This is a genomic window from Protaetiibacter mangrovi (genome assembly GCF_024752305.1).
Lineage (GTDB): Bacteria > Actinomycetota > Actinomycetes > Actinomycetales > Microbacteriaceae > Homoserinibacter > Homoserinibacter mangrovi.
This window is the reverse complement of record NZ_JANTHX010000008.1, coordinates 568,419-589,552: the sequence shown is the minus strand read 5'-3', so window position 1 is coordinate 589,552 and position 21,134 is coordinate 568,419. Positions and strand designations below refer to the sequence as shown.

Genomic DNA, 21,134 nt, shown 5'->3' with positions numbered 1-21,134 from the left:
GCGTCACGACCGCGGGAACAGGGCGTCGATCGCCGCGACCTCGTCGGGCGTCGGCCGCCATCCCGAACCCGCGCGGGCGTTCGACGCGATCTGATCCGGACGCGTCGCGCCGGCGATCACACTCGAGAGCTCGGCCCGGGCGAGCAGCCAGCCGAAGGTCGCCTCCAGGATGCCGATCCCGCGCTCGGCGGCGAAGGCCTCGAACGCCTCGATCGCGTCCCACGGGGCGTCGTCCGCGATGTGCGGGCGCTGGCGCGCGATCCGGGAGTCGGCGGGCCGTTCGGTGCGGCTGAACTTGCCGGTGAAGAGGCCGTTCGCGAGCGGGAAGTACGGGAGGAACCCGAGCCCGCGCTCCCGCACCGCGGGCAGCACGTCGTCCTCGACCGCGCGCGCGAGCAGGCTGTACTCGTTCTGCGCCGAGGCGAAGCGCACCGTGCCGGCCCGCGTCGCCGCGACGTCGGCCTCGCGGATCGCGCCGCCGTCGAGGTTCGAGTGCCCGATCGCGCGCACCTTGCCCTCGCGCACGAGCTCGTCGAGCGCGGCGAGCGTCTCCTCGACGGGCGTCGACGGGTCGGGGGTGTGCAGTTGATAGAGGTCGATGCGGTCCGTCCGGAGCCGGGCGAGCGACCCCTCGACGGCGGCGCGGATGTACGCCCGGCCGCCGCGGGGGCCCAGCTCGGCCAGGGGCGATGGGTAGTCCTGGTGACCGAACTTGGTGGCGACGACCGCCTCGTCGCGACGCCCGCGGAGAGCCTCGCCGAGCAGCGTCTCGCTCACCCCGTATCCCGATCCGTAGATGTCGGCGGTGTCGAAGAAGGTCACGCCCGCGTCGAGTGCGGCGGTCACCACCGCGGTGGCGCCCTCCAGGGTCTCGGTGCGGGTGCCGGGGCGGCCGAGGTTGTTGCACCCCAGACCGACGACCGAGACGAGCAGTTCCGACGGGCCGAGCTCGCGCATCTCCATGTCGCGAGCCTACGCGTCCGCTCCTCCCCCGACCGGCCGCCCGCGTGCCCGTCCGCGATGTCCGATTCCCGCCGGTGGGTGTCGCGGGTCGGGGTTACGCTCGTGCCATGACCAGCCCCTCCGTGTCGTCCGACCCCCTGGCGCTCCGCCGCCTCGACAGCCCCATCGGGCGCATCGAGGTGGTCGGAGACGGCGCCGCGATCGTCGCGCTCTCGATCGAGCGCGACGGCCTGCTGCCCCACGACGAGCTCGACGAGCGCCCCGACGCCGTCACCGACCGGGCGGTCTCCCAGCTCGAGGAGTACTTCGCCGGGAGGCGGCGGGACTTCGACGTGCCGGTGTCGCTCGCGGGGACCGCCTTCCAGCGCGAGGTGTGGGAGCAGCTCGTCGAGCTCCAGTGGGGCGAGGTGATCTCCTACGGCGAGCTCGGTCACGCGACGGGGCGCGCGACCGCCGGTCGCGCGGTCGGCGGCGCCGTCGGGGCGAACCCGGTGCCGATCATCGTGCCGTGCCACCGGGTGCTCGGCGCGAACGGCGTCATCACCGGCTACTCGGGTGGCGAGGGCATCCCGACCAAGACCTGGCTGCTCGACCACGAGGGCATCCCGCACGCCTCGGGCACCCGCCCCGCCGAGACGCCGCTCGAGCTGTTCGCCGCGACGGATCCGGCCGCGTGACCCGGGCCGACCTGCTCGTCGCCGACGACGGGCTGGCGCGCTGCGGCTGGGTCGGCGACGACCCCGAGTACCGCCGCTACCACGACGAGGAGTGGGGCCGGCCCCTGCACGGCGACCGTGCGCTGTTCGAGAAGCTCGCGCTCGAGGGGTTCCAGGCGGGGCTGTCCTGGATCACGATCCTGCGGCGCCGACCGACCTTCCGCGCCGCGTTCCGGCAGTTCGACATCGATGCCGTGGCCGAGTTCGGCGACGACGACGTCGCGCGGCTGATGGGCGACGCCGGCATCATCCGCAACCGGGCGAAGGTCGAGGCGACGATCTCGAACGCGCGCGTCACCCGCGCGCTCGTCACCGCGGATCCGGGCGCGCTCGACCGCCTCGTCTGGTCGTTCGCGCCACCCCCTCGGTCGCACCGCCCGGCGACGCTCGGCGACATCCCCGCGGTCACGCCCGAGGCGACCGAGCTGAGCCGCGCGCTCAAGAAGCTCGGCTACCGCTTCGTGGGACCCACCACGATGTACGCCCTCATGCAGTCGGCGGGACTCGTCGACGACCACGTGGCCGGCTGCCACCGGGCCGAGCGCTAGACGACGAGCTCGAGCTCGCCCGGGGCGCCCGGCTCGAGAACGAACCCGGCGTCGCCCGCCCACGCGCGCAGACTCGCGGCATCCGGGTGATCGATCCCGGCGAGCAGCATGGCCCGCACCAGGCGCCCCTTGCCCGCCTTGTTGAAGTGGTTGAGCGCGCGCCGGCGACCGCCCTCGTCGGTGACGACCCGTACGAAGACGCTGTCCGGGCGCGACGGTGCGGGACCGAAGGCGGCGTACGCCTCCGAGCGCAGGTCGAGCACGAGCCCGGGTTCCCGGGCCACGATCGCCGACACGGGCGCCGACCAGAGGGCCCGCATGCCGACACCCGGCAGCCGGGAGTCGGCCGAGAGCCGATAGGCGGGGATCGGGTCGAGCGCGCGCGTCAGGCCGAACAGCGCGGAGGCGATCGCCAGGTGCCGGTGCGCGAACGCACGCGCCGCATCCGGGAGCGACGGCGCGTCGAGGGCGTCGTAGAGGACCCCGTCGTAGCGGTCGATCGCGGGACGCACCGGTGAACGGCGCACGCGCAAGTTCCGCAGCACCTCGGCCTGCTGGCGCGGGCCGAGGCCCAGCGCGCGCGCCGACGCGGCCGGGTCGCGTGCGAGCTCCTCGAGGGCGGTCATGGCGCGGCGCCGCGCCGCGGCGAGCTCCCGGAACCCGAGCTCGGACACCCGCAGGCGACTGCCCTCGACGCCGCCCTCCCGCTTGGTCTCCGACGGGGGCAGCAGGATGAGCACACGCCAGCCTACGACGGGCGGGGGCGCCCCGAGACCAGGGCGAGGCCGGCGCCGACCGTGAGCAGGATCCCGCCGAGGAGGAGGCACCCCAGCGGATCCGGGCCGGTCGGCGCCAGGTCGTCGGCCTGGAAGGTGAGGACCCCGATCGCCGTCCCCTCTCCCCCCGGATCGACGTCGTCGGCCAGCCGCGCGGTGACCGTCACGCTCACCCGGCCCGCACCGAAGGCCGACCCCACCGCCGACGAGACCGGGGCGCAGGCGACCCCCGCGCCGCACACGTCGACGTCCAGCACGGCGTCGACGAGGACCCCGTCGCGCTCGACCCACGAGAAGGCGACGAGCGTGGCGTCGCGCGCGAGCGCAGCCTCTCCCGTGCGGGTCGCCGTGGCGCCCGGATCCAGCCGGCCGAAGTCGAGCACGAACTGGAGCGCAGGCGCCGAGCGGGCCGTGGATGCGGGGAGGAGGGCCCCGCCCACGCAGGCGACGAGCGCACCCAGCACGAGCAATGCCGCGCCGAGGCGCGCGGGGAGCCGAGCACGCGTCATGTCGCCGCCTTCCGCTCCCCCGGTCGCCGCCGCCCCCCGGAGGTGACGCTCAGCGCGACGAGCGCGACGAGCCCGATCACCAGCGGGATGCCGACGACGGGACGCGACACGGTGATGACGAGGTCGCCGACGCCCGGGAGGGTCAGCACCGGGTGCCACACCCGCGCATCCGCCGCCACGCGGTACGGGGCCGGGTCCGGAGTCCCGTTGGCGTCGCCCTGCATCCGGATGTCGACGCCGCCCCCCACGCGATCGATGCCGACGATGCGGTGCGTCACGAGGCGGTCGACCCGGGGGTCCTGCAGGGTGACCACCTCGCCGACCTCGAGCTCGCCGACATCCTGGCGCACGGCGAACAGCAGATCGCCCTGGCGGATCGTCGGCGACATCGACCCCGAGACGACGAGCAGCGGTTGCACGAGCCCGGCCTGGTTGGCGATCCACACCCCGCCCGCGAGCACGCCGACCACGGCGAGCACCCACACCAGGGCCTCGCCTGCGACACGCAGGAGGGTGGTCACGACGTCACCGGCTGGGCGCGCCTCAGTCGGAGGTCCCCGTCACGAAGAAGACGATCGTCCCGTCGAGCCCCATCGCGGCGGGCGGGAAGTCCGCGGTCGTCGTGATGTTGAGGTTCCCGGAGATCGGCGACGCGCACGTGGGATCGGAGGGCACCGCCGTGCCCACCGACGGTGCATCGACCGTCGCCGTCACCTCGGCCCCGGCGGTGTCGAACAGCTCACCGGCGAGGGTGGGCGTCGAGATCGCCGTGATCGTCCCGTCCGCGGTGCCGACGTTGCACAGCTCGAACGGAAGGTCGACGTCGACGCCCGGCGAGAGCTCCACGGCATCGACGTCGAGTTCGATCGGCGCGGTCTCGGTGGTCTCGCCCGGGATCCCGATGTCCTCCCAGTCGCCGGCCCCGACACGACCCTGCAGATCGAAGCTGCTCGACGTCGCGGTCGCACCGAAGTAGACGTCGTCGGTCCAGGCCGCGATCGTGATGGCGGCGCCGATCCCCACGACGGCGATGCTCGCGAGCGACAGCCGCGCGGCCAGCCCGATCCGGCGGCGCCGACGCGCCGCCTCCTCCACGATCTCCTCGTTCATGTTCTTCCTCCTTCTCCTCGGTATGAGAGAGCTGTCGCCGCCGATGCGGTCACGGGGTGATCACGCCTGTCGAGCGCCCGAGGAACGCGCAGGAGCTGATGACCCGGTCCTCGCGACTCGAGACGTAGGCGTACTGGCTGTCGTAGGGGGTGAGCGAGACCCGGTAGTCGGCCCCGGTCGCGCCGGTCGCCCCCACCGAGTTGCCGGGCGCTGTGCCATCCCAGTGCGTGTAGTCGATCCACTGCGCCTGCTCGGCGGGCGTCGCCTGCGCGGCGAGCACCTCATCCCAGGCGAACGACGCGGTGTACCCCACGTAGTACGGCAGGTAGCCGCGGATCGTCACGATCACGCAGGGCTGGGTGCCGTTGCGCACGAGCGTCACGTCGACCACCTCCCAGGTTCCCGGCCCCTCGGGCTGCCACGCGGGCGTCGGCACGCCGAGGGCGCAGAACTGGAGGTGGAACGGCGTCGTGCTGCTCGCCCACTGATCGGGCCGCTGCGGGGTCACGATGAGATCGCCCGAGTCGGCGTAGTCGGCCGCCTGGGTCACCACCAGGTCCCCGGGGTAGAAGGTGCCGACCGGTGTCCCGAAGGGAGGACCCGGCTGGTTGAAGGGAGGCATCCCGGAATGGATCAGGACGCTCCAGGCGGCGGGGTCGTCCGACTCCGTCCGCACGTCGACGTCGAAGCAGAACTGCGTCGGCGAGGTGACCGACCAGACGGGCAGCGCATCGAACGAGGTGGCCGGCACCGAGTCGGGGTCCGGGATCACGACCGTGCCGACCTCGGGCGGCGGATCGGCGATCGCCGTGATCCCGAGCTCGGCCGAGGCGCCGTCCTCCCATGCCGCATCCGTCGGAGAGACGGATGCGCGGACGGCACCCGCCACGAGTCCGGTCACGAGCCCGCCCGCGAGGGCCGCGACGAGGATCACCGGGCGTGCGCGCACGACTCAGCCCTGCACCGTGAGTTCGAGCACGACGGTGGTCTGCACCCCGTACAGGCCGGTGAAGTCGTCGACCGTGGTCAGGGCGATCGTGCCGACGACGTCGTCGGGCGGATCGGTCGGCACACCGCCGCCCGCAGGGGACGCGGGGCAGGACCCCGCGGGGATGACCGTGCCGACCGGTACACCCGAGGCGACGATGCCTCCGGCCGGGACCAGGTAGTCGCCGCGCACTCCCCCGGCGTCGACCTCGTAGGCGTCCGTGGCGACGAGGGTGCCGTCCGCGCTCCCGGCGTTGCAGATGAAGACGTCGCCGAGGTAGCTCGTATCGGGTGTCGCGGCCGCGATGTCCCCCAGGTGGAGCGGGACCACGAGGGTGTCGGGGTCACCGGGCAGGCCCACGTCCACCCAGTCGGCGCTGTCGGAGAACCGCACCCAGATGTCGAGGCTCGTGGCGCTCGCGTCCGCGCCGAACGGCACCTCGTCGACCCATGCTGCCGCCGTCGAGCCCACCGCGGCACCGAAGCCCGCGATGCCCACCACCCCGACGACCGCCAGCACGCGCATCCGCTGCGCGCGCGACGAGGGGTGCACGGTCACGAGTCCCCCTTCGGAGTCAGACTCCTCAGGCTAACCGCTGTGCCCCGTCCGGGGCTAGACCGCTCGGTCTACCGGACGCCCCGTCACCGCTGCAGGAAGGTCAGCGCCCGCTCCACGTTGACGCCCAGAGGATCGACCGAGTCGAGGGTGATCCGGGCGATCGCGCCGCTCGGACCCGTCCACTCCTCCCACTCGTCGAGACTCTGCTCGACGGCGAAGGCGCCGGGGAGCGCCGACGACCTGAGGCGCTCGGCGCGCGCGGTGAGCCGCTGGTGGTGCAGCACCTCGTCCGAGCAGACGACCTCGATGAAGCGCACCTCGGAGCGCTGCCGCTCGGCGAGCTTCACCCACTGCTCGCGCGCCGGGCTGACCGCGTTGACGGCATCCACGACGACACTGCCGCCGCCGGTCAGCACCGCGTCGGCGAACGCCTCCGCCACCAGGTAGGCCGCGAGGCCGGTGGGCTGGTCGGCACCGATCCCGGCGGACAGGATGGCCGCCTCGATCGGATCCACCGAGACCACGGGCACACCCATCCGGTTGCCCACGACCTCGGCGATCGTGCTCTTGCCGGCCGCAGGGAGACCCGCCATCACGATGAGCATGGCTCTACTCTAGGAGTCGGCGGGGTCGGTCGGCACCACCCGTGCCGATCGGGATCAGACCAGCTCGGCCGTGCCGGCCACGATGGTGACCGTGTCGCCCTGCACCGAGAGGAAGCCGTCCTCCACGCGCGCCGTCACGACGGTGCCGTCGGTCGCGGTGATCCGCGACTCCCCGGGTGCGAGGATCCCGAGCACGGGCTCGTGCCCGGTCAGGATGCCGATCTCGCCCACGGTGGTCCGGGCGATGACCTGCTTGGCCTCGCCGGTCCACAGCTCCCGCTCCGCCGAGACGACCGCGACGTTGAGCACCATGGTCAGCTGTTCTCCTTCTGGAGGCGGTCCCAGTTGCGCTCGACGTCGGCGATGCCGCCGACGTTGAAGAACGCCTGCTCGGCGACGTGGTCGAACTCGCCCTTGACGATCGCGTCGAACGACTCGACGGTCTCCTTGAGGGGCACGGTCGACCCGTCGACACCCGTGAACTTGGTCGCCATGTAGGTGTTCTGCGACAGGAACTGCTGGATGCGGCGGGCGCGCGACACGGTGATCTTGTCCTCTTCGGAGAGCTCGTCGACACCGAGGATCGCGATGATCTCCTGGAGCTCCTTGTTCTTCTGGAGGATGGCCTTCACCGAGGTGGCCACGCGGTAGTGGTCCTCGCCCAGGTAGCGCGGGTCCATGATGCGGCTCGTCGACGACAGCGGGTCGACCGCGGGGTACAGACCGCGCGAGGCGATCTCGCGGCTCAGCTCGGTGGTCGCGTCGAGGTGCGCGAAGGTCGTCGCCGGGGCCGGGTCGGTGTAGTCGTCGGCCGGCACGTAGATCGCCTGCAGCGAGGTGATCGAGTGACCGCGGGTCGAGGTGATGCGCTCCTGGAGCACACCCATCTCGTCGGCGAGGTTCGGCTGGTAACCCACGGCGGAGGGCATGCGGCCGAGCAGCGTCGACACCTCGGAGCCCGCCTGGGTGAAGCGGAAGATGTTGTCGATGAAGAGCAGCACGTCCTGCTTCTGCACGTCGCGGAAGTACTCGGCCATGGTCAGCGCCGAGAGGGCGACGCGCAGACGCGTCCCCGGGGGCTCGTCCATCTGTCCGAACACGAGGGCGGTCTTGTCGAAGACGCCCGCCTCCTCCATCTCGTGGATGAGGTCGTTGCCCTCACGGGTGCGCTCGCCGACGCCGGCGAACACCGACACACCACCGTGGTTGGCGGCGACGCGGTAGATCATCTCCTGGATGAGGACCGTCTTGCCGACGCCCGCACCGCCGAAGAGGCCGATCTTGCCACCCTGCACGTACGGGGTCAGCAGGTCGATGACCTTGATGCCGGTCTCGAAGAGCTGCGTCTTCGACTCGAGCTGGTCGAAGGCCGGGGGCTTGCGGTGGATCGGCCAGCGCTCGGTGACCTCGATGGTCTCGCCGGGCTCGGCGTTCAGCAGGTCGCCGGTCACGTTCCACACGTGGCCCTTGGTGACGTCGCCGACGGGGACCGAGATCGCCTCGCCGGTGTCGCGCACCTCCTGGCCGCGGACCAGGCCGTCGGTCGGCTTCAGGGCGATCGCGCGCACGACGTCGTCGCCGAGGTGCTGCGCGACCTCGAGCGTCAGCGTGGTCGTGCTCTCGCCGATGGTGACCTCCGTCTGGAGGGCGTTGTAGATCTCGGGGATCGCGTCGTGCGGGAACTCGATGTCGACGACGGGGCCCGTGACGCGCGCGATGCGTCCGACGCCGCCGGCGGCGGGAGCGTCGGATGCCGTTGCCTTCTTGGTAGCGGTAGCCATGGTTTCTCTTCCTGATCGTTACTTCGCCGAGCCGAGGGCGTCTGCGCCGCCCACGATCTCGGAAATCTGCTGGGTGATCTCCGCCTGACGCGCGTTGTTCGCGAGGCGGGTGTAGTCGCGGATGAGCTTGTCGGCGTTGTCGGAGGCCGACTTCATCGCCTTCTGCGTCGCGGCCTGCTTCGAGGCGGCCGACTGCAGCAGCGCGTTGAAGATCCGGCTCTCGATGTAGACCGGGAGCAGCGCATCCAGCACCTTCTCGGGCTCCGGCTCGAACTCGTAGAGCGGGAACACCTCCGCGTCACCGGGCGCGTCCACGCCCTCGACGACCTCGAGCGGCAGCAGGCGCACCACCTCGGGCTCCTGCGTGAGCATCGACACGAAGCGGTTGTAGACGATGTGGATCTCGTCCACGCCGCCCTCGGCCGACGACTGCACGAAGCGGGAGACGATCTCCTCGCCGATCTCCTGCGCGGTCGCGAAGGACGGGGTGTCGGTGTCGCCGATCCAGGCGCGCTCGGGGGTGCGCTTGCGGAAGTTGAAGTAGCTCACGCCACGACGTCCGACGACGTAGTGCACCACCTCGCGGCCCTGCTCGGTGAGGAGCATGGTGAGCTCCTCGCTCGCGCGCAGGACGTTCGCGTTGAACGCGCCCGCGAGTCCGCGGTCGGAGGTGAAGACGACCACGGCGGCGCGGTGGATCTTCTCCGGCTCGGTCGTGAGCACGTGGCCCACGTTCGAGTAGGTCGCGACGGCCGAGACGGCGCGCGTGACCGCGCGCGCGTACGGCGCGGAGGCCGAGACCCGCTGGAGCGCCTTCTGGATGCGGCTCGCCGCGATCAGCTCCATGGCACGGGTGATCTTCTTGGTCGTCTGGGCAGAGCGGATCTTCTGCCGGTAGACCCGAAGCTGGGCTCCCATGTCCTATCTCTTCCTATCGGTGTGTCGTTCGAGGGCGGTGCGGCGTGCGCGGATCAGCGCTTGCCCTTCACGATGCGCTCCTGGTTGACGTCCTCGACGTCGGTCGCCTCGAACTCCTCGCGACCGAGGGCGTCGAGGTCGACGCCGCCGCCCGGCTGGAAGTCGACGATGAACGCGTCGATCGCCTTCTCGAGCTCGGCCTCGGTGGCGTCGTCGAGCACGTTCGTCTCGCGCAGCGTGTCGAGGATCTTCGTGTTGCGGCCCAGGTGGTCCAGCAGCTCGGACTCGAAGCGCAGCACGTCCTCGACCGGGATGGTGTCGAGTTTGCCCTTCGTGCCGGCCCAGATCGAGACGACCTGCTGCTCGACGGGGAACGGCGAGTACTGCGGCTGACGGAGGAGCTCGGTCAGGCGCGCGCCGCGCTCGAGCTGACGACGGCTCGTCGCGTCGAGGTCCGAGGCGAACAGCGCGAACGCCTCGAGCGCGCGGTACTGGGCGAGCTCGAGCTTCAGGGTTCCGGAGACCTTCTTGATCGACTTCACCTGGGCGTCACCGCCGACGCGGGACACCGAGATGCCCACGTCGACCGCCGGACGCTGGTTGGCGTTGAAGAGGTCGGACTGCAGGAAGATCTGGCCGTCGGTGATCGAGATGACGTTGGTCGGGATGTAGGCCGACACGTCGTTCGCCTTGGTCTCGATGATCGGCAGACCCGTCATCGAACCGGCGCCGAGCTCGTCCGACAGCTTCGCGCAACGCTCGAGCAGACGCGAGTGCAGGTAGAACACGTCGCCGGGGTAGGCCTCGCGGCCCGGCGGGCGGCGCAGCAGCAGCGACACGGCGCGGTAGGCCTCGGCCTGCTTCGACAGGTCGTCGAAGATGATCAGGACGTGCTTGCCGCCGTACATCCAGTGCTGGCCGATGGCCGAACCGGTGTAGGGCGCCAGGTACTTGAAGCCGGCGGGGTCGGAGGCCGGAGCGGCGACGATCGTCGTGTACTCCATGGCGCCGGCGTCCTCGAGAGCGCCCTTGACGGCCGCGATCGTGGAGCCCTTCTGACCGATGGCGACGTAGATGCAGCGAACCTGCTTGCTGACGTCGCCCGAGTCCCAGTTGGCCTTCTGGTTGATGATCGTGTCGATCGCGATCGCCGTCTTGCCGGTCTGGCGGTCGCCGATGATGAGCTGGCGCTGGCCGCGGCCGACCGGGATCATCGCGTCGATCGCCTTGATGCCGGTCTGCATGGGCTCGTGCACCGACTTGCGCTGCATGACGCCGGGAGCCTGGAGCTCGAGGGCGCGACGGCCCTCCGCCTTGATCTCGCCGAGACCGTCGATCGGGTTGCCGAGCGGGTCGACCACGCGGCCGAGGAAGCCGTCGCCGACGGGCGAGGAGAGCACCTCGCCGGTGCGGGTGACCTCCTGGCCCTCCTCGATGCCGGTGAACTCGCCCAGCACGATGACGCCGATCTCGTTCTCGTCGAGGTTCAGCGCGAGGCCGAGGGTGCCGTCCGCGAAGCGGAGCAGCTCGTTGGCCATGACGCCGGGGAGACCCTCGACGTGGGCGATGCCGTCGGCGGCGTCGGTGACGGTGCCGACCTCGGTGGCCGCGGCGGCCGAGGGCTGGTAACCGGCGACGAAGTCCTTGAGGGCGTCGCGGATCTCGTCGGGGCTGATGGTGATGTCTGCCATGGGGTGCCTGTCTGTCAGGTTGTCGGGGCCGGGTTATCCGGCGAGCTGGAGTCGGAGGTCGGCGAGGCGGGTCGCGATCGTGCCGTCGATGACGGTGTCGCCGACCTGCACGCGCACCCCGCCGATGACGGCGGGATCGATGAGGTACTGGAGGCGCGGGGTGCGCCCGAGTCGCTGCGTGAGCTGCGTCTCGAGCGTGGCCTGCTGCGCGGCGGCGAGCGGCGCGGCCACCGTGACGGTCGCCACGATGCTGCCCGCGGCATCCGCCACGATGTCGGCTGCGCCGCCGAGCAGCGCGCCGATGCGGCGCCCGCGCGGGCTCTGCACCAGGTGCCGGGCGATCGCGAGGGTTCCGGCGGAGCCGGACTTCGCGAGCAGCTTCGACACGAGGGCGGCCTTCGCGGCCGGCTCGGCGAGCTTGCTGCCGAGGGCCAGTTCGAGCTCGGCGTCGCTCGACGCGGCCCGCTCGAGCGCGAACAGCTCCCCGACGATCGCGTCGGCGCTGGGGGCGGCGCCCGCGATGGCGCGGATGCCGATCTCCTCGACGCCGTCGACCAGGTCGGATGCGGTCGACCAGCGACTGGAGGCGAGGCCGGCCAGCAGCTCGGTGGCCGCGGGGCTGAGGGTGGAGAAGATGCGCCCGATGAGGGCCTTCTTCTCCGTCGGCTCGACCGCGGGGTCCGCGAGCAGCGAGCGCAGCTGTGCGGAGGAGTCGAGCGCCCGAGCGGCGGCGAGCAGCTGCTCGCCGGTCTCGAGCGTCGTGCCCTTCGCGGCGGCCAGCTCTGCGGCCCCTGCGGCGAGTGCGGCGCGAGTCGCGGAACCCATTACTTCGAGGCCCCCAGCTCGGCGAGGAAGCGGTCGACCACCACGGCGGCCTTCGCGTCGTCGGACAGGCTCGCACCGACCACGCCGGAGGCGAGGTCGAGGGCGAGCGTGCCCACCTCCTGCTTGAGCGAGGCGAGCGCTGCGGCGCGCTCGGCCTCGATCTGGGTCTGCGCGTTGGCGACGATGCGCGCGGCATCGGCCTGCGCCTGCTCACGGATCTCGGCGGAGATCTTGCCCGCGTCGAGACGCGCGGTCTCGCGGATCTTCGCTGCCTCGGCGCGCGCCTCGGCGAGCTGGGCCGTGTAGTCCTCGAGCGCTGCGGTGGCCTGCGCCTGCGCCTCCTCGGCGCGCTTCAGGCCGCCCTCGATCGCCTCGGCGCGCGCGTCGAGCGCCTTGTTGATGTTCGGCAGCACCTTCCAGACGACGAAGAGCAGGACGATCAGGAACGCGACGGTGCCCCAGATGAGGTCCGGAAGCGCCGGCAGCAGGATGCTGCCGCTCTCCTCGCCCTCGGCGGCGGCGGTGAATGCGAGATGCATTCAGACTCCTTCGAACGAGGGGATGACTTACGGGGCGGGGAACGGGATGAACGCGACGCCGATGGCGATGAAGCAGAGCGCCTCGGTGATCGCGATACCGATCCACATGAGGGTCTGCAGGCGACCGGCGAGCTCGGGCTGGCGGGCGACCGACTCGATCGTCTTGCCGACGATGAGACCGACGCCGATACCGGAGCCGATGGCCGCGAGGCCGAAGGCGAGCGGCGCGAGGTGTCCAACGAGGTTCATGGATGATCCTTTCGGGGATGGTGCGGGGATGCCGCGGGCTCAGTGGCTCTCGGCCAGAGCCAACTGGATGTAGATGGCGGTGAGGATGGTGAAGATGTAGGCCTGCAGGGCCGCCACGAAGATCTCGAGGACGGTGAACGCGACACCCAGGGTGAGCGTGCCGAAGCCGATGAGGCCGATCGCCTGACCGCCGACGAGGATCGCGAAGAAGAAGCCCGTCGCGGAGAAGCAGAGCACGAGCAGCATGTGGCCCGCGACCATGTTCATCGTGAGTCGGAGGGTCAGCGTGATCGGGCGCACGATGAAGGTCGAGAGGAACTCGAGCACGGCCACGATCGGCTTGACACCGGTCGGCACGCCCGGGAGCCAGAGCGAGTTCTTCAGGAAGTGCCCGACGCCGAACTTCTTGACGCCCGCGTAGATGAAGGTGACGTACGCGATGATCGCCATCAGGAGCGCCTGGCCGATGAGGCCCGTGCTCGGGATCTGGAGCCCGGGGATGGTGCTCGTGAGGTTCAGGCCGAGCAGCAGGAAGAAGATCGTGAACAGCAGCGGCATGAACCGCTTGCCGTCCTTCTCGCCGAGGGTGTCGATGACGATGCCCTTGCGCACGAAGTCGACCACGAACTCGAAGGCGGCCTGGCCGCGGCCCGGGACGAGCTTCATGCTGCGCGAACCGAGCCACAGCAGCAGCACGACCACCGTCACCGCGAGCAGGCGGATCAGGAGGACGCGGTTGAGCTCGAACGGCGTGCCGGCGAAGAGGATGGCGTCGGGGAAGAACTCATCGATCGAAGGACCGTGGAAATCGCCGTCGCCCGTTCCGTCGGCGGCGACGAACGGGATGAGGGTGGCTAGCAGAGACAGAATGCTCTCCAGAATCGGGGCGTGCGAAACGCGGCGATCGAAGGGGATGTGACACTCACACTATCAGACATTCCGGGGCCCCCCGCCGGGCTGATCGGGCCCTTGGTCCCTGTTCTCGGCGGGCAATTCGACGTCGACGTAGGGCACGCGGGTGCGCACCATCGCGACCACGTCGACGACCAGCGAGGCGAGCACCGCGACGATCGCGACGATCGCGAAGACGGCCGGATCCAGCCAGTCCTGACCCCGCAGGACGAGCGAGAGCACGAAGAACAGCACGAGCTTGAGGAACCAGGTGCCGAGCACGATCCCGAAGTACGCCGGGTTGAGCATGTCGCCCCCGGCGACCCGGGATGCGATGAGGATGCTCGCGGAGGTCGTCGCGCCGAAGACGAAGGCGAGCGAGGCCCCGAGCACTCCCCCGACGAGCCCCGGCGTGCCCGCCACGAGCGCGCCGATGCCGCCGCCGAGAACGGCGAGCACCGCGGCGACGATCGCACCCCAGATGAGCGCGCGCGTGAGGACGCGGTTGACGGCGGTCATGCGGATGACTCCTTCTCCTGCAGCCGGCGCAGAGCCTCCCGCGCGGCGGCGTCGCTCGGCTCGATGTCCAGGTTCGCCGCCGCGTCGAGCGGATCGAAGCGCGCGAGCTGCGCATCCGCCGCGGTCGCGGCATCCGCGCTCTGCACGGCGGCCTCGACCGCCTTGCGCCGGCTGAGCGGCGCGAGCGTGACGATCGCGCACGCGACGAGCCCGAGCACCGTCGCGAGCGCCGCCCACCAGGTGTCGATGAACAGGAACAGCAGCATGCCGATCGATGCCGCAGCGGTCCACGCGTACAGGATGAGCACCGCGTGCAGGTGCGAGTGCCCCATGTCGAGCAGTCGGTGGTGCAGGTGCTTGCGGTCGGCGCTGAACGGCGACTTTCCGGCGCGGAGGCGACGGATCACCGCGAGGCTGAAGTCGAGCAGCGGCACCACGAGGATCGCGAACGGCAGGAGCAGCGGGATGAGCGCCGGGAACAGCTGCCGGGCGCTTCCGACCGTCTCCTCGATGCGATCCGGGTCGATCTGGCCGGTGACAGCGATCGTGGACGCCGCCATCATGAGGCCGACCAGCAGCGCGCCGGCGTCGCCCATGAAGAGACGAGCCGGGTGCCAGTTGAGCGGCAGGAAGCCGACGCAGGCGCCGATGAGCACGGCCGAGATGAGCTGCGCGAGGTTGAAGTAGTCGCTCTGCCCGGTCGGACCCGACGACACGAAGAACACGTACACCGAGAACACGCCGTTGGCGATGATCGCGACACCCGACACCAGGCCGTCGAGACCGTCGATGAAGTTGATGGCGTTCATCACGAGCACGATCACGATCACCGTGATCACGAGCGACTGCCACGGGGCGAGGGTGACGATGACCGACGACGACGAGTCGGCCGCGCCGAACAGCTTCGGCAGCGGGAACGAGAGGAACTGGATGCCCGACCAGGCCAGCAGGGCGGCGGCGAGCAGCTGGCCGGTGAGCTTGGTGAGCCAGTCGAGGTCCCAGATGTCGTCGGCGACGCCGATGAGCACGATCATGACGGCCGAGCCGAGCAGGCCCCAGACGTGGGCGGGCTGCGAGTAGATGATCGCGAGCGAGGGGAACAGCGATCCGACCGCGAAGGCGGCCACGACGCCGAGGAACATCGCGACTCCGCCGAGCCGCGGGGTCGGGCGGGTGTGCACGTCGCGCTCGCGGATCTTCGGGTAGAGCCGGAAGCGTGTCGACAGCTTCCAGATCACCATCGACAGACCGAACGAGACGATCGCGGCGATCCCCGCGGTGACGATGTAGAAGATCAGTCGCATCGATCGGCTCCGACGACGCGCACGATCTCGGCGTCGGGGATGACGCCGTGGCGGACGATGCGCAGCCTGCCGTCCGGGTGCTCGAGGTTGGTGGCGTCGACGATCGTGGACCCCGTGTGGGCGGCCGCGTCGGGGTAGCCCTCCCCCGCGGCGCCCGCCTCGAGGTAGACGGCGACGCTGTCTCCGAGCATCGCCTCGGCCTCGGCTGCGGAGAGCGCGGCGGGCTCGCCGGTGCGGTTGGCACTCGACACCGCGAGCGGGCCGGTCTCGGCCAGCAGCTCGAGGGCGATCGGGTCCGACGGCATCCGCAGCGCGACCGTGCCCCGGGTCTCGCCGAGGTCCCAGTCGAGCATCGCCCGCGCGCGCAGGATCACGGTGAGCCCGCCGGGCCAGAACTCGGCGACCAGGGCGCGCACTTCATCCGGGATCGGGTCGGCCAGCGCGTCGAGGGTCTCGACACCCGGGACGAGCACGGGCGGCGGGGCCGTGCGGTCGCGTCCCTTCGCGTCGAGCAGGCGCTGCACGGCTGCCGGCGAGAAGGCGTCGGCGGCGACCCCGTACACCGTGTCGGTGGGGATGACGACGAGTTCGCCGCGCCCGATGGCGCCGCGGGCGAGGCGCATCCCGGTCATCAGCTGGTCGGGGACGCCCGTGTCGTAGATCGCCATGGCCCCTCCATCCTAGGAGTGCGCGCCGGGGCCGCCGATCGGGTTCTCGCTCGTCTCGGCGGTCGCCGAGGGTTCCGGGCGTCGGCGAGGATGGAGGTGATGAGCCTGCTGTTCCTCTTCGACATGGACGACGTCCTCTACGACTACGACTGGCGCGCCCGGATGGCCGGGCTGACCGCGCTCACCGGCCTCGAGCTCGCCGAGCTGCGCCGCCGCTGGTGGCACGACGAGGGCGAGTGGGCCGCCGAGGCGGGCGGCTTCGCGGACGGCGAGGCGTACCGCGCGGCCTTCGGTGCGGCGTTCGGCGTCGAGATCACGACGGACGACTGGCTCGCCAATCGGCGATCAGCGATGACGGCCCGTCCGGATGCGATCGCCGCCGTCGCGCGCGCCGCCGAGCTCGGGAGGGTGAGCCTGCTCACCAACAACGGTCCCCTCGTCGACGAGCACCTCGCGCGGCTGGCCCCCGAGATCGCGCCGCTGTTCGGTGACCACCTGCGCACCTCGAGCCGGTACGGCGCCCGCAAGCCCGATCCGCGCGTGTTCGAGCGCGTGCTGGAGCACTACGCGACCGACCCGCGCGACACCTTCTTCGTCGACGATCTCCCGGAGAACGTGGCGTCCGCCGCATCCCTCGGCATCACGACCTACCGCTACGGCACGGCCGAGGGCTTGCGCGCCGCGATCAAGGACTTCGCCGCCGCGCGCGCGTAGCCGCGCCCTGGCCCGGGCAGCATCCCGAATCAAGGAGCCGAGCAACCCAACTCAAGGACGCCGTGTGCCTGCCGTGGCCCATGTGGCGAATGCGGCCGGCTGAGCGGCTCGACTCCTTGAGATCGGTTGCCGAAGTCCTTGATTCGGGATGCCGAGGGAGAGGTGAAGAGGCGGGGAGGCGGACTTCGCACTGCACGCGCCGCGGATCATCGCGGCGCCGAGGGACTCAGCGCAGCGCCGTCGTCGCGCGGTCGCGGCCCAGGAGGTCGCGGTGGGTCGCGGCGGCGCGCCAGCCGTCGGCCTCGAGGAGGGCGCGCAGCTCGGCGCCCTGCAGCTCGCCGTGCTCGATCACGAGCGCGCCGCCCGGGCGCAGCAGGGCGAGCGCGCGTCGTGAGAGCGCACGCACGACGTCGAGCCCGTCCGGCCCTCCGTAGAGCGCGACGGCGGGATCGTGGAGCCGCACCTCCGGATCGCGCGGGATCGCGTCGTCGGGGATGTACGGCGGGTTGGAGACCAGCACGTCGACCGTGCCGTCGAGCTCGGGCAGGGCCTCGGCGAGATCCGCGAAGACGAGGCGCAGGTTGTCGGCGCCGATGCGGCGCGCGTTCTCCTTCGCCCAGATGAACGCGCGCGGCGAGTTCTCGACCGCGGCGACGCGGGCGTGCGGCACCTCGGTGGCGAGGGCGAGGGCGAGGGCACCGGATCCGGTACCCAGGTCGACCGCCACCGGCACCGGCGAGGCGACGGCCTGCAGCGCGTCGATGGCGAGCTGCGCCACGAACTCCGTCTCGGGGCGCGGCACGAAGACGCCGGGTCCGACGGCGAGCTCGAGCGAACGGAACGGCGCGACGCCCGTGATGTGCTGCAGCGGCTCGCGGGCCGCGCGGCGCTCGACGGCCTCGAGGTAGGCGAGCAGCTCGTCCGGATCGACGCCCGAACCCGTGACGGCCTTCGCCTGCACCTGGCCGCGGCTGAGCCCCAGCACGTGCGCGAGCAGCAGCTCGGCGTCCGCCTCGGGCGTCGGCACGTGGGCCAGCTCGAGCACGCGGACGCCGTGGGCGCGCAGCTCCGAGACGGATCTCAGCGGGGCGAGGTCGGTCATGGTCATCGGCGTGGGGTCACTCGGCGAGCGCGGCGAGCCGCGCCTCCTCGTCCATCTGGATGCACGAGTCGAGCAGCGGCTGGATCGAGCCGTTCATCACCTGGTCGAGGTTGTACGCCTTGTACCCGGTGCGGTGGTCGGCGATGCGGTTCTCGGGGAAGTTGTAGGTGCGGATGCGCTCCGAGCGGTCCATCGAGCGGATCTGACTGCGGCGGGCGTCGGATGCGACGGCGGCGAGCTCCTCCTGCTGCTTCGCCAGCAGCCGGGCGCGCAGCACGCGCATGCCCGCCTCGCGGTTCTGCAGCTGCGACTTCTCGTTCTGCATCGACACGACGATGCCGGTCGGCAGGTGGGTGATGCGCACCGCCGAGTCGGTCGTGTTGACCGACTGGCCGCCGGGGCCCGAGGAGCGGAAGACGTCGATCTTCAGCTCGTTCGGATCGATGTGGATCTCCTCGGGCTCGTCGACCTCGGGGAACACGAGCACGCCCGTCGTCGAGGTGTGGATGCGTCCCTGCGACTCGGTCGCCGGCACCCGCTGCACGCGGTGCACCCCGCCCTCGTACTTGAGGCTCGCCCACACGCCGTCGGCGGGGTCGGTGGCGTTCGACTTGATCGCGACCTGCACGTCCTTGTAGCCGCCGAGGTCGGACTCGGTGCGCTCGAGCAGCTCCGTCTTCCACCCGCGCGACTCGGCGTAGTGCAGGTACATCCGCAGCAGGTCGGCCGCGAACAGCGCCGACTCCTCGCCGCCCTCGCCGCCCTTGATCTCCATGATCACGTCGCGCCCGTCGTCCGGGTCGCGCGGGATCAGGAGCCGCCGAAGCTTCTCCTGCGCCGACTGCACCGACTCCTCGAGAGCGGGCACCTCCTCGGCGAAGGCCTCGTCCTCACGGGCGAGCTCGCGCGCCGCCTCGAGGTCGGACTGGGCCTGCTGCCACGCGGCATGCGCCGCGGCGATCTGGCTCAACTCGGCGTAGCGCCGGTTGACCTTCTTCGCGCGCGCCGCATCCGCGTGGATGGCGGGATCGGCGAGCTGCTGCTGGAGCTGTTCGTGCTCGGCCAGCAGCGACTGGACCGACTCGAACACGGCTCAGGCCTTGTGCGCGGCGTGGCCGTTGCCGTTGCCGCCGTTGCCGTTCGGCAGCGACTGCTGGATCTGCACCAGGAACTCGGTGTTGGAACCGGTCTCCTTGAGCTTCGACAGCACCACCTCGAGCTGCTGCTGCAGTTCGAGACCGGCGAGCGCCCGGCGCAGGCGCCAGGTGATCTTGACCTCGTCGGCCGAGAGCAGCTCCTCCTCGCGGCGGGTGCTCGAGGCGTAGATGTCGACCGCCGGGAAGATGCGCTTGTCGGCGAGCGCGCGGGAGAGGCGCAGCTCCATGTTGCCGGTGCCCTTGAACTCCTCGAAGATGACCTCGTCCATCTTGGATCCGGTCTCGACGAGCGCGGTCGCGAGGATCGTCAGCGAGCCGCCGCCCTCGATGTTGCGCGCCGCTCCGAAGAAGCGCTTCGGCGGGTAGAGCGCCGACGCGTCGACACCACCCGAGAGGATGCGCCCGGATGCCGGCGAGGCCAGGTTGTAGGCGCGGCCGAGGCGCGTGATCGAGTCGAGCAGCACGACGACGTCGTTGCCGAGCTCCACGAGGCGCTTGGCGCGCTCGATGGCGAGCTCCGCCACGGTCGTGTGGTCCTCGGCGGGGCGGTCGAATGTCGAGGCGATGACCTCGCCCTTCACCGAGCGCTGCATGTCGGTGACCTCTTCGGGGCGCTCGTCCACGAGCACCACCATGATGTGGACCTCGGGGTTGTTGACCGCGATCGCCTTCGCGATGGCCTGCAGGATGAGGGTCTTGCCCGCCTTCGGCGGGGCCACGATGAGACCGCGCTGGCCCTTGCCGATGGGCGCGATGAGGTCGATGATGCGCGTCGAGAGCTTCTCGGGCGTCGTCTCGAGGCGCAGGCGCTCGTTCGGGTAGATCGGGGTGAGCTTGCCGAAGTCGACGCGGTCGGCGGCCTCCTCGACCGTGCGGCCGTTGATGGAGTCGATCTTCACGATCGCGTTGTACTTCTGACGGCCGCTCTGCTGGTCGCCGTCGCGCGGCTGGCGGATGGCGCCGACCACGGCGTCGCCCTTGCGCAGGTTGTACTTCTTCACCTGGCCGAGCGAGACGTAGACGTCGCTCGGACCGGGGAGGTAGCCGGTGGTGCGCACGAAGGCGTAGTTGTCGAGCACGTCGAGGATGCCGGCGATGGGGATGAGCACGTCGTCGTCGGAGATCTCGGGCTCGAGCTCGTCGACGTTGCCGCTGCGGCGGTTGCGGTTGCGGTCGCGGCCACGACCGCGGCGTCCGTCGCCGTCCTGCTGCTGCGCGGCGGGGCCGTTCTGGCCCCCGTCGGACTCGCCCTCGGCGGGCTGCTGGCCGTTCTGGCCGTTCTGCTGCTGGCCGTTCTGGCCACCGCGGCCGCCACGGCGGTTGCGGCTGCGACGGCTGGGCTGCTGGCCCTCGCCCTCGGTCTCGCCCTCGGTCTGCTGCTCGGAGGCGGGGACCAGCTTGTCGAGCTCGAGACCGAGCTCGGCGGCGGCGGCGTGCTGCGCGGCGCTGCGGCGCTGCTGCGGCTGCGCGGCCTCCTCGGCCTGCGGCAGGGCTGCGGCGATCGCGGCGGCGTCGGCCGACGGAACGCTCGCCCGGCGGGATCCGCGGCGGGGTGCGGGCGCCTCGGCCGCGGGCTGCTCCTCGGGAGCCGCCTGCTCGGCGGGGGCCTCGGCGGCGGGTGCCTCGGTCGCCTCCTGCGCGGCGGGCTGCTCCTCGGCGGGCTGCTCGCCCGGCTGCTCCTCGGCGGGCGCCTCGACCTGTGCGGTCACGGCGTCATCCGCCCCGGGAAGTTCGGAGAGGGTGTCCACGAGATCTCCTTTACGCATCGAAGACACGCCGCTGATGCCGCGTGCGGCGGCCAGAGCCTGGAGCTCGGGCAGGCGCAGACGGCTCAGAGCGGCGCGGTCCCCCACGACATCGGCGGGGGTGGTGGTGTCAGTCACGACTGGGTTGTCCTTTCGACCCGGGCACAGAACTTCCCGGGATGGAGGCGCCGCCCGCTGCGGTTCGGGTTGCATGAAGATGCGGGAAACCGCGGTCGGCGAGCGCCGGTGAGATGCACC

Annotated in this window: 25 protein-coding genes; 3 read left to right on the top strand and 22 right to left on the bottom strand. The window is 71.3% G+C overall.

Annotated elements, in window-relative coordinates; all coding sequences use genetic code 11:
• Window positions 1–3: 3 nt before the first annotated feature.
• Window positions 4–963, bottom strand: coding sequence for an aldo/keto reductase (locus NUH29_RS14255; protein ID WP_258799909.1), 960 nt, complete (start codon window positions 961–963; stop codon window positions 4–6).
• Window positions 964–1,070: 107 nt separating this feature from the next.
• Between NUH29_RS14255 and NUH29_RS14250 the strand changes: the two genes are divergently transcribed.
• Both NUH29_RS14250 and NUH29_RS14245 read left to right on the top strand, forming a co-directional pair.
• Window positions 1,071–1,640 (top strand): methylated-DNA--[protein]-cysteine S-methyltransferase, encoded by a 570-nt coding sequence (locus NUH29_RS14250; RefSeq protein ID WP_258799908.1) that lies wholly within the window; start codon window positions 1,071–1,073, stop codon window positions 1,638–1,640.
• Window positions 1,637–2,227 (top strand): DNA-3-methyladenine glycosylase I, encoded by a 591-nt coding sequence (locus NUH29_RS14245; RefSeq protein WP_308445779.1) that lies wholly within the window; start codon window positions 1,637–1,639, stop codon window positions 2,225–2,227. Before NUH29_RS14250 ends, NUH29_RS14245 begins: the two co-directional genes overlap by 4 nt.
• Here the strand turns inward: NUH29_RS14245 and NUH29_RS14240 are convergent.
• The 18 genes from NUH29_RS14240 to NUH29_RS14155 form a co-directional block, all read right to left on the bottom strand.
• Window positions 2,224–2,967: a YaaA family protein gene (locus NUH29_RS14240; RefSeq protein ID WP_258799907.1), complete on the bottom strand. Its 744-nt coding sequence runs from the start codon at window positions 2,965–2,967 to the stop codon at window positions 2,224–2,226. The two genes, NUH29_RS14245 and NUH29_RS14240, sit on opposite strands and share 4 nt — an antisense overlap.
• A gap of 8 nt (window positions 2,968–2,975) precedes the next feature.
• Window positions 2,976–3,512 (bottom strand): hypothetical protein, encoded by a 537-nt coding sequence (locus NUH29_RS14235; protein WP_258799906.1) that lies wholly within the window; start codon window positions 3,510–3,512, stop codon window positions 2,976–2,978.
• Window positions 3,509–4,033, bottom strand: coding sequence for a signal peptidase I (locus NUH29_RS14230; RefSeq protein ID WP_258799905.1), 525 nt, complete (start codon window positions 4,031–4,033; stop codon window positions 3,509–3,511). Before NUH29_RS14230 ends, NUH29_RS14235 begins: the two co-directional genes overlap by 4 nt.
• A 22-nt stretch (window positions 4,034–4,055) precedes the next feature.
• Complete coding sequence (locus tag NUH29_RS14225; RefSeq protein ID WP_258799904.1) at window positions 4,056–4,622, bottom strand: hypothetical protein; 567 nt, start codon at window positions 4,620–4,622, stop codon at window positions 4,056–4,058.
• Between the two features lie 49 nt (window positions 4,623–4,671).
• Window positions 4,672–5,571 (bottom strand): hypothetical protein, encoded by a 900-nt coding sequence (locus NUH29_RS14220; protein WP_258799903.1) that lies wholly within the window; start codon window positions 5,569–5,571, stop codon window positions 4,672–4,674.
• A gap of 3 nt (window positions 5,572–5,574) precedes the next feature.
• Window positions 5,575–6,168 carry a hypothetical protein gene (locus tag NUH29_RS14215; protein ID WP_258799902.1) on the bottom strand — a complete coding sequence of 198 codons (594 nt, stop codon included), beginning with the start codon at window positions 6,166–6,168 and terminating at the stop codon, window positions 5,575–5,577.
• 83 nt (window positions 6,169–6,251) lie between these two features.
• A complete protein-coding gene (locus NUH29_RS14210) occupies window positions 6,252–6,773 on the bottom strand; it encodes a P-loop nucleotide/nucleoside kinase family protein (RefSeq protein ID WP_258799900.1) in 522 nt (173 codons plus the stop codon).
• Between the two features lie 54 nt (window positions 6,774–6,827).
• Window positions 6,828–7,085: a F0F1 ATP synthase subunit epsilon gene (locus tag NUH29_RS14205; RefSeq protein ID WP_258799899.1), complete on the bottom strand. Its 258-nt coding sequence runs from the start codon at window positions 7,083–7,085 to the stop codon at window positions 6,828–6,830.
• Between the two features lie 2 nt (window positions 7,086–7,087).
• On the bottom strand, window positions 7,088–8,554 hold the full coding sequence (gene atpD / locus NUH29_RS14200) for a F0F1 ATP synthase subunit beta (RefSeq protein ID WP_258799898.1): 1,467 nt from the start codon (window positions 8,552–8,554) through the stop codon (window positions 7,088–7,090).
• Window positions 8,555–8,572: 18 nt separating this feature from the next.
• Window positions 8,573–9,472: a F0F1 ATP synthase subunit gamma gene (locus NUH29_RS14195; protein WP_258799897.1), complete on the bottom strand. Its 900-nt coding sequence runs from the start codon at window positions 9,470–9,472 to the stop codon at window positions 8,573–8,575.
• A 53-nt stretch (window positions 9,473–9,525) separates the two neighbouring features.
• A complete protein-coding gene (gene atpA, locus NUH29_RS14190; RefSeq protein ID WP_258799896.1) occupies window positions 9,526–11,163 on the bottom strand; it encodes a F0F1 ATP synthase subunit alpha in 1,638 nt (545 codons plus the stop codon).
• A gap of 33 nt (window positions 11,164–11,196) precedes the next feature.
• Window positions 11,197–11,988 (bottom strand): F0F1 ATP synthase subunit delta, encoded by a 792-nt coding sequence (locus NUH29_RS14185; RefSeq protein ID WP_258799895.1) that lies wholly within the window; start codon window positions 11,986–11,988, stop codon window positions 11,197–11,199.
• Window positions 11,988–12,527 (bottom strand): F0F1 ATP synthase subunit B, encoded by a 540-nt coding sequence (locus NUH29_RS14180; RefSeq protein ID WP_258799894.1) that lies wholly within the window; start codon window positions 12,525–12,527, stop codon window positions 11,988–11,990. Before NUH29_RS14180 ends, NUH29_RS14185 begins: the two co-directional genes overlap by 1 nt.
• Before the next feature lie 27 nt (window positions 12,528–12,554).
• Window positions 12,555–12,776: a F0F1 ATP synthase subunit C gene (gene atpE, locus NUH29_RS14175; protein ID WP_258799893.1), complete on the bottom strand. Its 222-nt coding sequence runs from the start codon at window positions 12,774–12,776 to the stop codon at window positions 12,555–12,557.
• A 39-nt stretch (window positions 12,777–12,815) separates the two neighbouring features.
• Window positions 12,816–13,484, bottom strand: a complete 669-nt coding sequence (gene atpB / locus NUH29_RS14170) for a F0F1 ATP synthase subunit A (protein WP_308445778.1) — start codon at window positions 13,482–13,484, stop codon at window positions 12,816–12,818.
• A 222-nt stretch (window positions 13,485–13,706) separates the two neighbouring features.
• Window positions 13,707–14,186 (bottom strand): Cg1360 family ATP-synthase-associated protein, encoded by a 480-nt coding sequence (locus NUH29_RS14165; RefSeq protein WP_258799892.1) that lies wholly within the window; start codon window positions 14,184–14,186, stop codon window positions 13,707–13,709.
• Entirely contained in the window at window positions 14,183–15,484 is a 1,302-nt protein-coding gene (locus NUH29_RS14160; RefSeq protein WP_373317470.1) for an MraY family glycosyltransferase, read from the bottom strand. Before NUH29_RS14160 ends, NUH29_RS14165 begins: the two co-directional genes overlap by 4 nt.
• Window positions 15,481–16,158 (bottom strand): L-threonylcarbamoyladenylate synthase, encoded by a 678-nt coding sequence (locus NUH29_RS14155; protein ID WP_258799889.1) that lies wholly within the window; start codon window positions 16,156–16,158, stop codon window positions 15,481–15,483. Before NUH29_RS14155 ends, NUH29_RS14160 begins: the two co-directional genes overlap by 4 nt.
• 99 nt (window positions 16,159–16,257) lie before the next feature.
• Here NUH29_RS14155 and NUH29_RS14150 point away from each other — a divergent pair, with 99 nt between their 5' ends.
• Entirely contained in the window at window positions 16,258–16,872 is a 615-nt protein-coding gene (locus NUH29_RS14150; RefSeq protein ID WP_258799887.1) for an HAD-IA family hydrolase, read from the top strand.
• 226 nt (window positions 16,873–17,098) lie between these two features.
• Here NUH29_RS14150 and prmC read toward each other — a convergent pair whose 3' ends face one another.
• Genes prmC through rho form a run of 3 tightly spaced genes read right to left on the bottom strand, consistent with a single transcriptional unit; the run spans window position 17,099 to window position 21,089 of the window.
• Window positions 17,099–17,974 carry a peptide chain release factor N(5)-glutamine methyltransferase gene (gene prmC / locus NUH29_RS14145; RefSeq protein ID WP_258799933.1) on the bottom strand — a complete coding sequence of 292 codons (876 nt, stop codon included), beginning with the start codon at window positions 17,972–17,974 and terminating at the stop codon, window positions 17,099–17,101.
• Window positions 17,975–17,990: 16 nt separating this feature from the next.
• Complete coding sequence (prfA, locus tag NUH29_RS14140) at window positions 17,991–19,064, bottom strand: peptide chain release factor 1 (RefSeq protein WP_258799885.1); 1,074 nt, start codon at window positions 19,062–19,064, stop codon at window positions 17,991–17,993.
• Between the two features lie 3 nt (window positions 19,065–19,067).
• Window positions 19,068–21,089: a transcription termination factor Rho gene (gene rho / locus NUH29_RS14135; protein WP_373317465.1), complete on the bottom strand. Its 2,022-nt coding sequence runs from the start codon at window positions 21,087–21,089 to the stop codon at window positions 19,068–19,070.
• Window positions 21,090–21,134 lie beyond the last annotated feature (45 nt).

Coding starts and splice junctions, on each gene's coding strand:
- NUH29_RS14255 (WP_258799909.1), bottom strand. CDS start 963: ATGGAGATGCGCGAGCTCGGCCCGTCGGAACTGCTCGTCTCGGTCGTC.
- NUH29_RS14250 (WP_258799908.1), top strand. CDS start 1,071: ATGACCAGCCCCTCCGTGTCGTCCGACCCCCTGGCGCTCCGCCGCCTC.
- NUH29_RS14235 (WP_258799906.1), bottom strand. CDS start 3,512: ATGACGCGTGCTCGGCTCCCCGCGCGCCTCGGCGCGGCATTGCTCGTG.
- NUH29_RS14225 (WP_258799904.1), bottom strand. CDS start 4,622: ATGAACGAGGAGATCGTGGAGGAGGCGGCGCGTCGGCGCCGCCGGATC.
- NUH29_RS14210 (WP_258799900.1), bottom strand. CDS start 6,773: ATGCTCATCGTGATGGCGGGTCTCCCTGCGGCCGGCAAGAGCACGATC.
- NUH29_RS14205 (WP_258799899.1), bottom strand. CDS start 7,085: ATGGTGCTCAACGTCGCGGTCGTCTCGGCGGAGCGGGAGCTGTGGACC.
- atpD (WP_258799898.1), bottom strand. CDS start 8,554: ATGGCTACCGCTACCAAGAAGGCAACGGCATCCGACGCTCCCGCCGCC.
- NUH29_RS14195 (WP_258799897.1), bottom strand. CDS start 9,472: ATGGGAGCCCAGCTTCGGGTCTACCGGCAGAAGATCCGCTCTGCCCAG.
- atpA (WP_258799896.1), bottom strand. CDS start 11,163: ATGGCAGACATCACCATCAGCCCCGACGAGATCCGCGACGCCCTCAAG.
- NUH29_RS14185 (WP_258799895.1), bottom strand. CDS start 11,988: ATGGGTTCCGCGACTCGCGCCGCACTCGCCGCAGGGGCCGCAGAGCTG.
- NUH29_RS14180 (WP_258799894.1), bottom strand. CDS start 12,527: ATGCATCTCGCATTCACCGCCGCCGCCGAGGGCGAGGAGAGCGGCAGC.
- atpE (WP_258799893.1), bottom strand. CDS start 12,776: ATGAACCTCGTTGGACACCTCGCGCCGCTCGCCTTCGGCCTCGCGGCC.
- NUH29_RS14165 (WP_258799892.1), bottom strand. CDS start 14,186: ATGACCGCCGTCAACCGCGTCCTCACGCGCGCGCTCATCTGGGGTGCG.
- NUH29_RS14155 (WP_258799889.1), bottom strand. CDS start 16,158: ATGGCGATCTACGACACGGGCGTCCCCGACCAGCTGATGACCGGGATG.
- NUH29_RS14150 (WP_258799887.1), top strand. CDS start 16,258: ATGAGCCTGCTGTTCCTCTTCGACATGGACGACGTCCTCTACGACTAC.
- prmC (WP_258799933.1), bottom strand. CDS start 17,974: ATGACCGACCTCGCCCCGCTGAGATCCGTCTCGGAGCTGCGCGCCCAC.
- rho (WP_373317465.1), bottom strand. CDS start 21,089: ATGCAACCCGAACCGCAGCGGGCGGCGCCTCCATCCCGGGAAGTTCTG.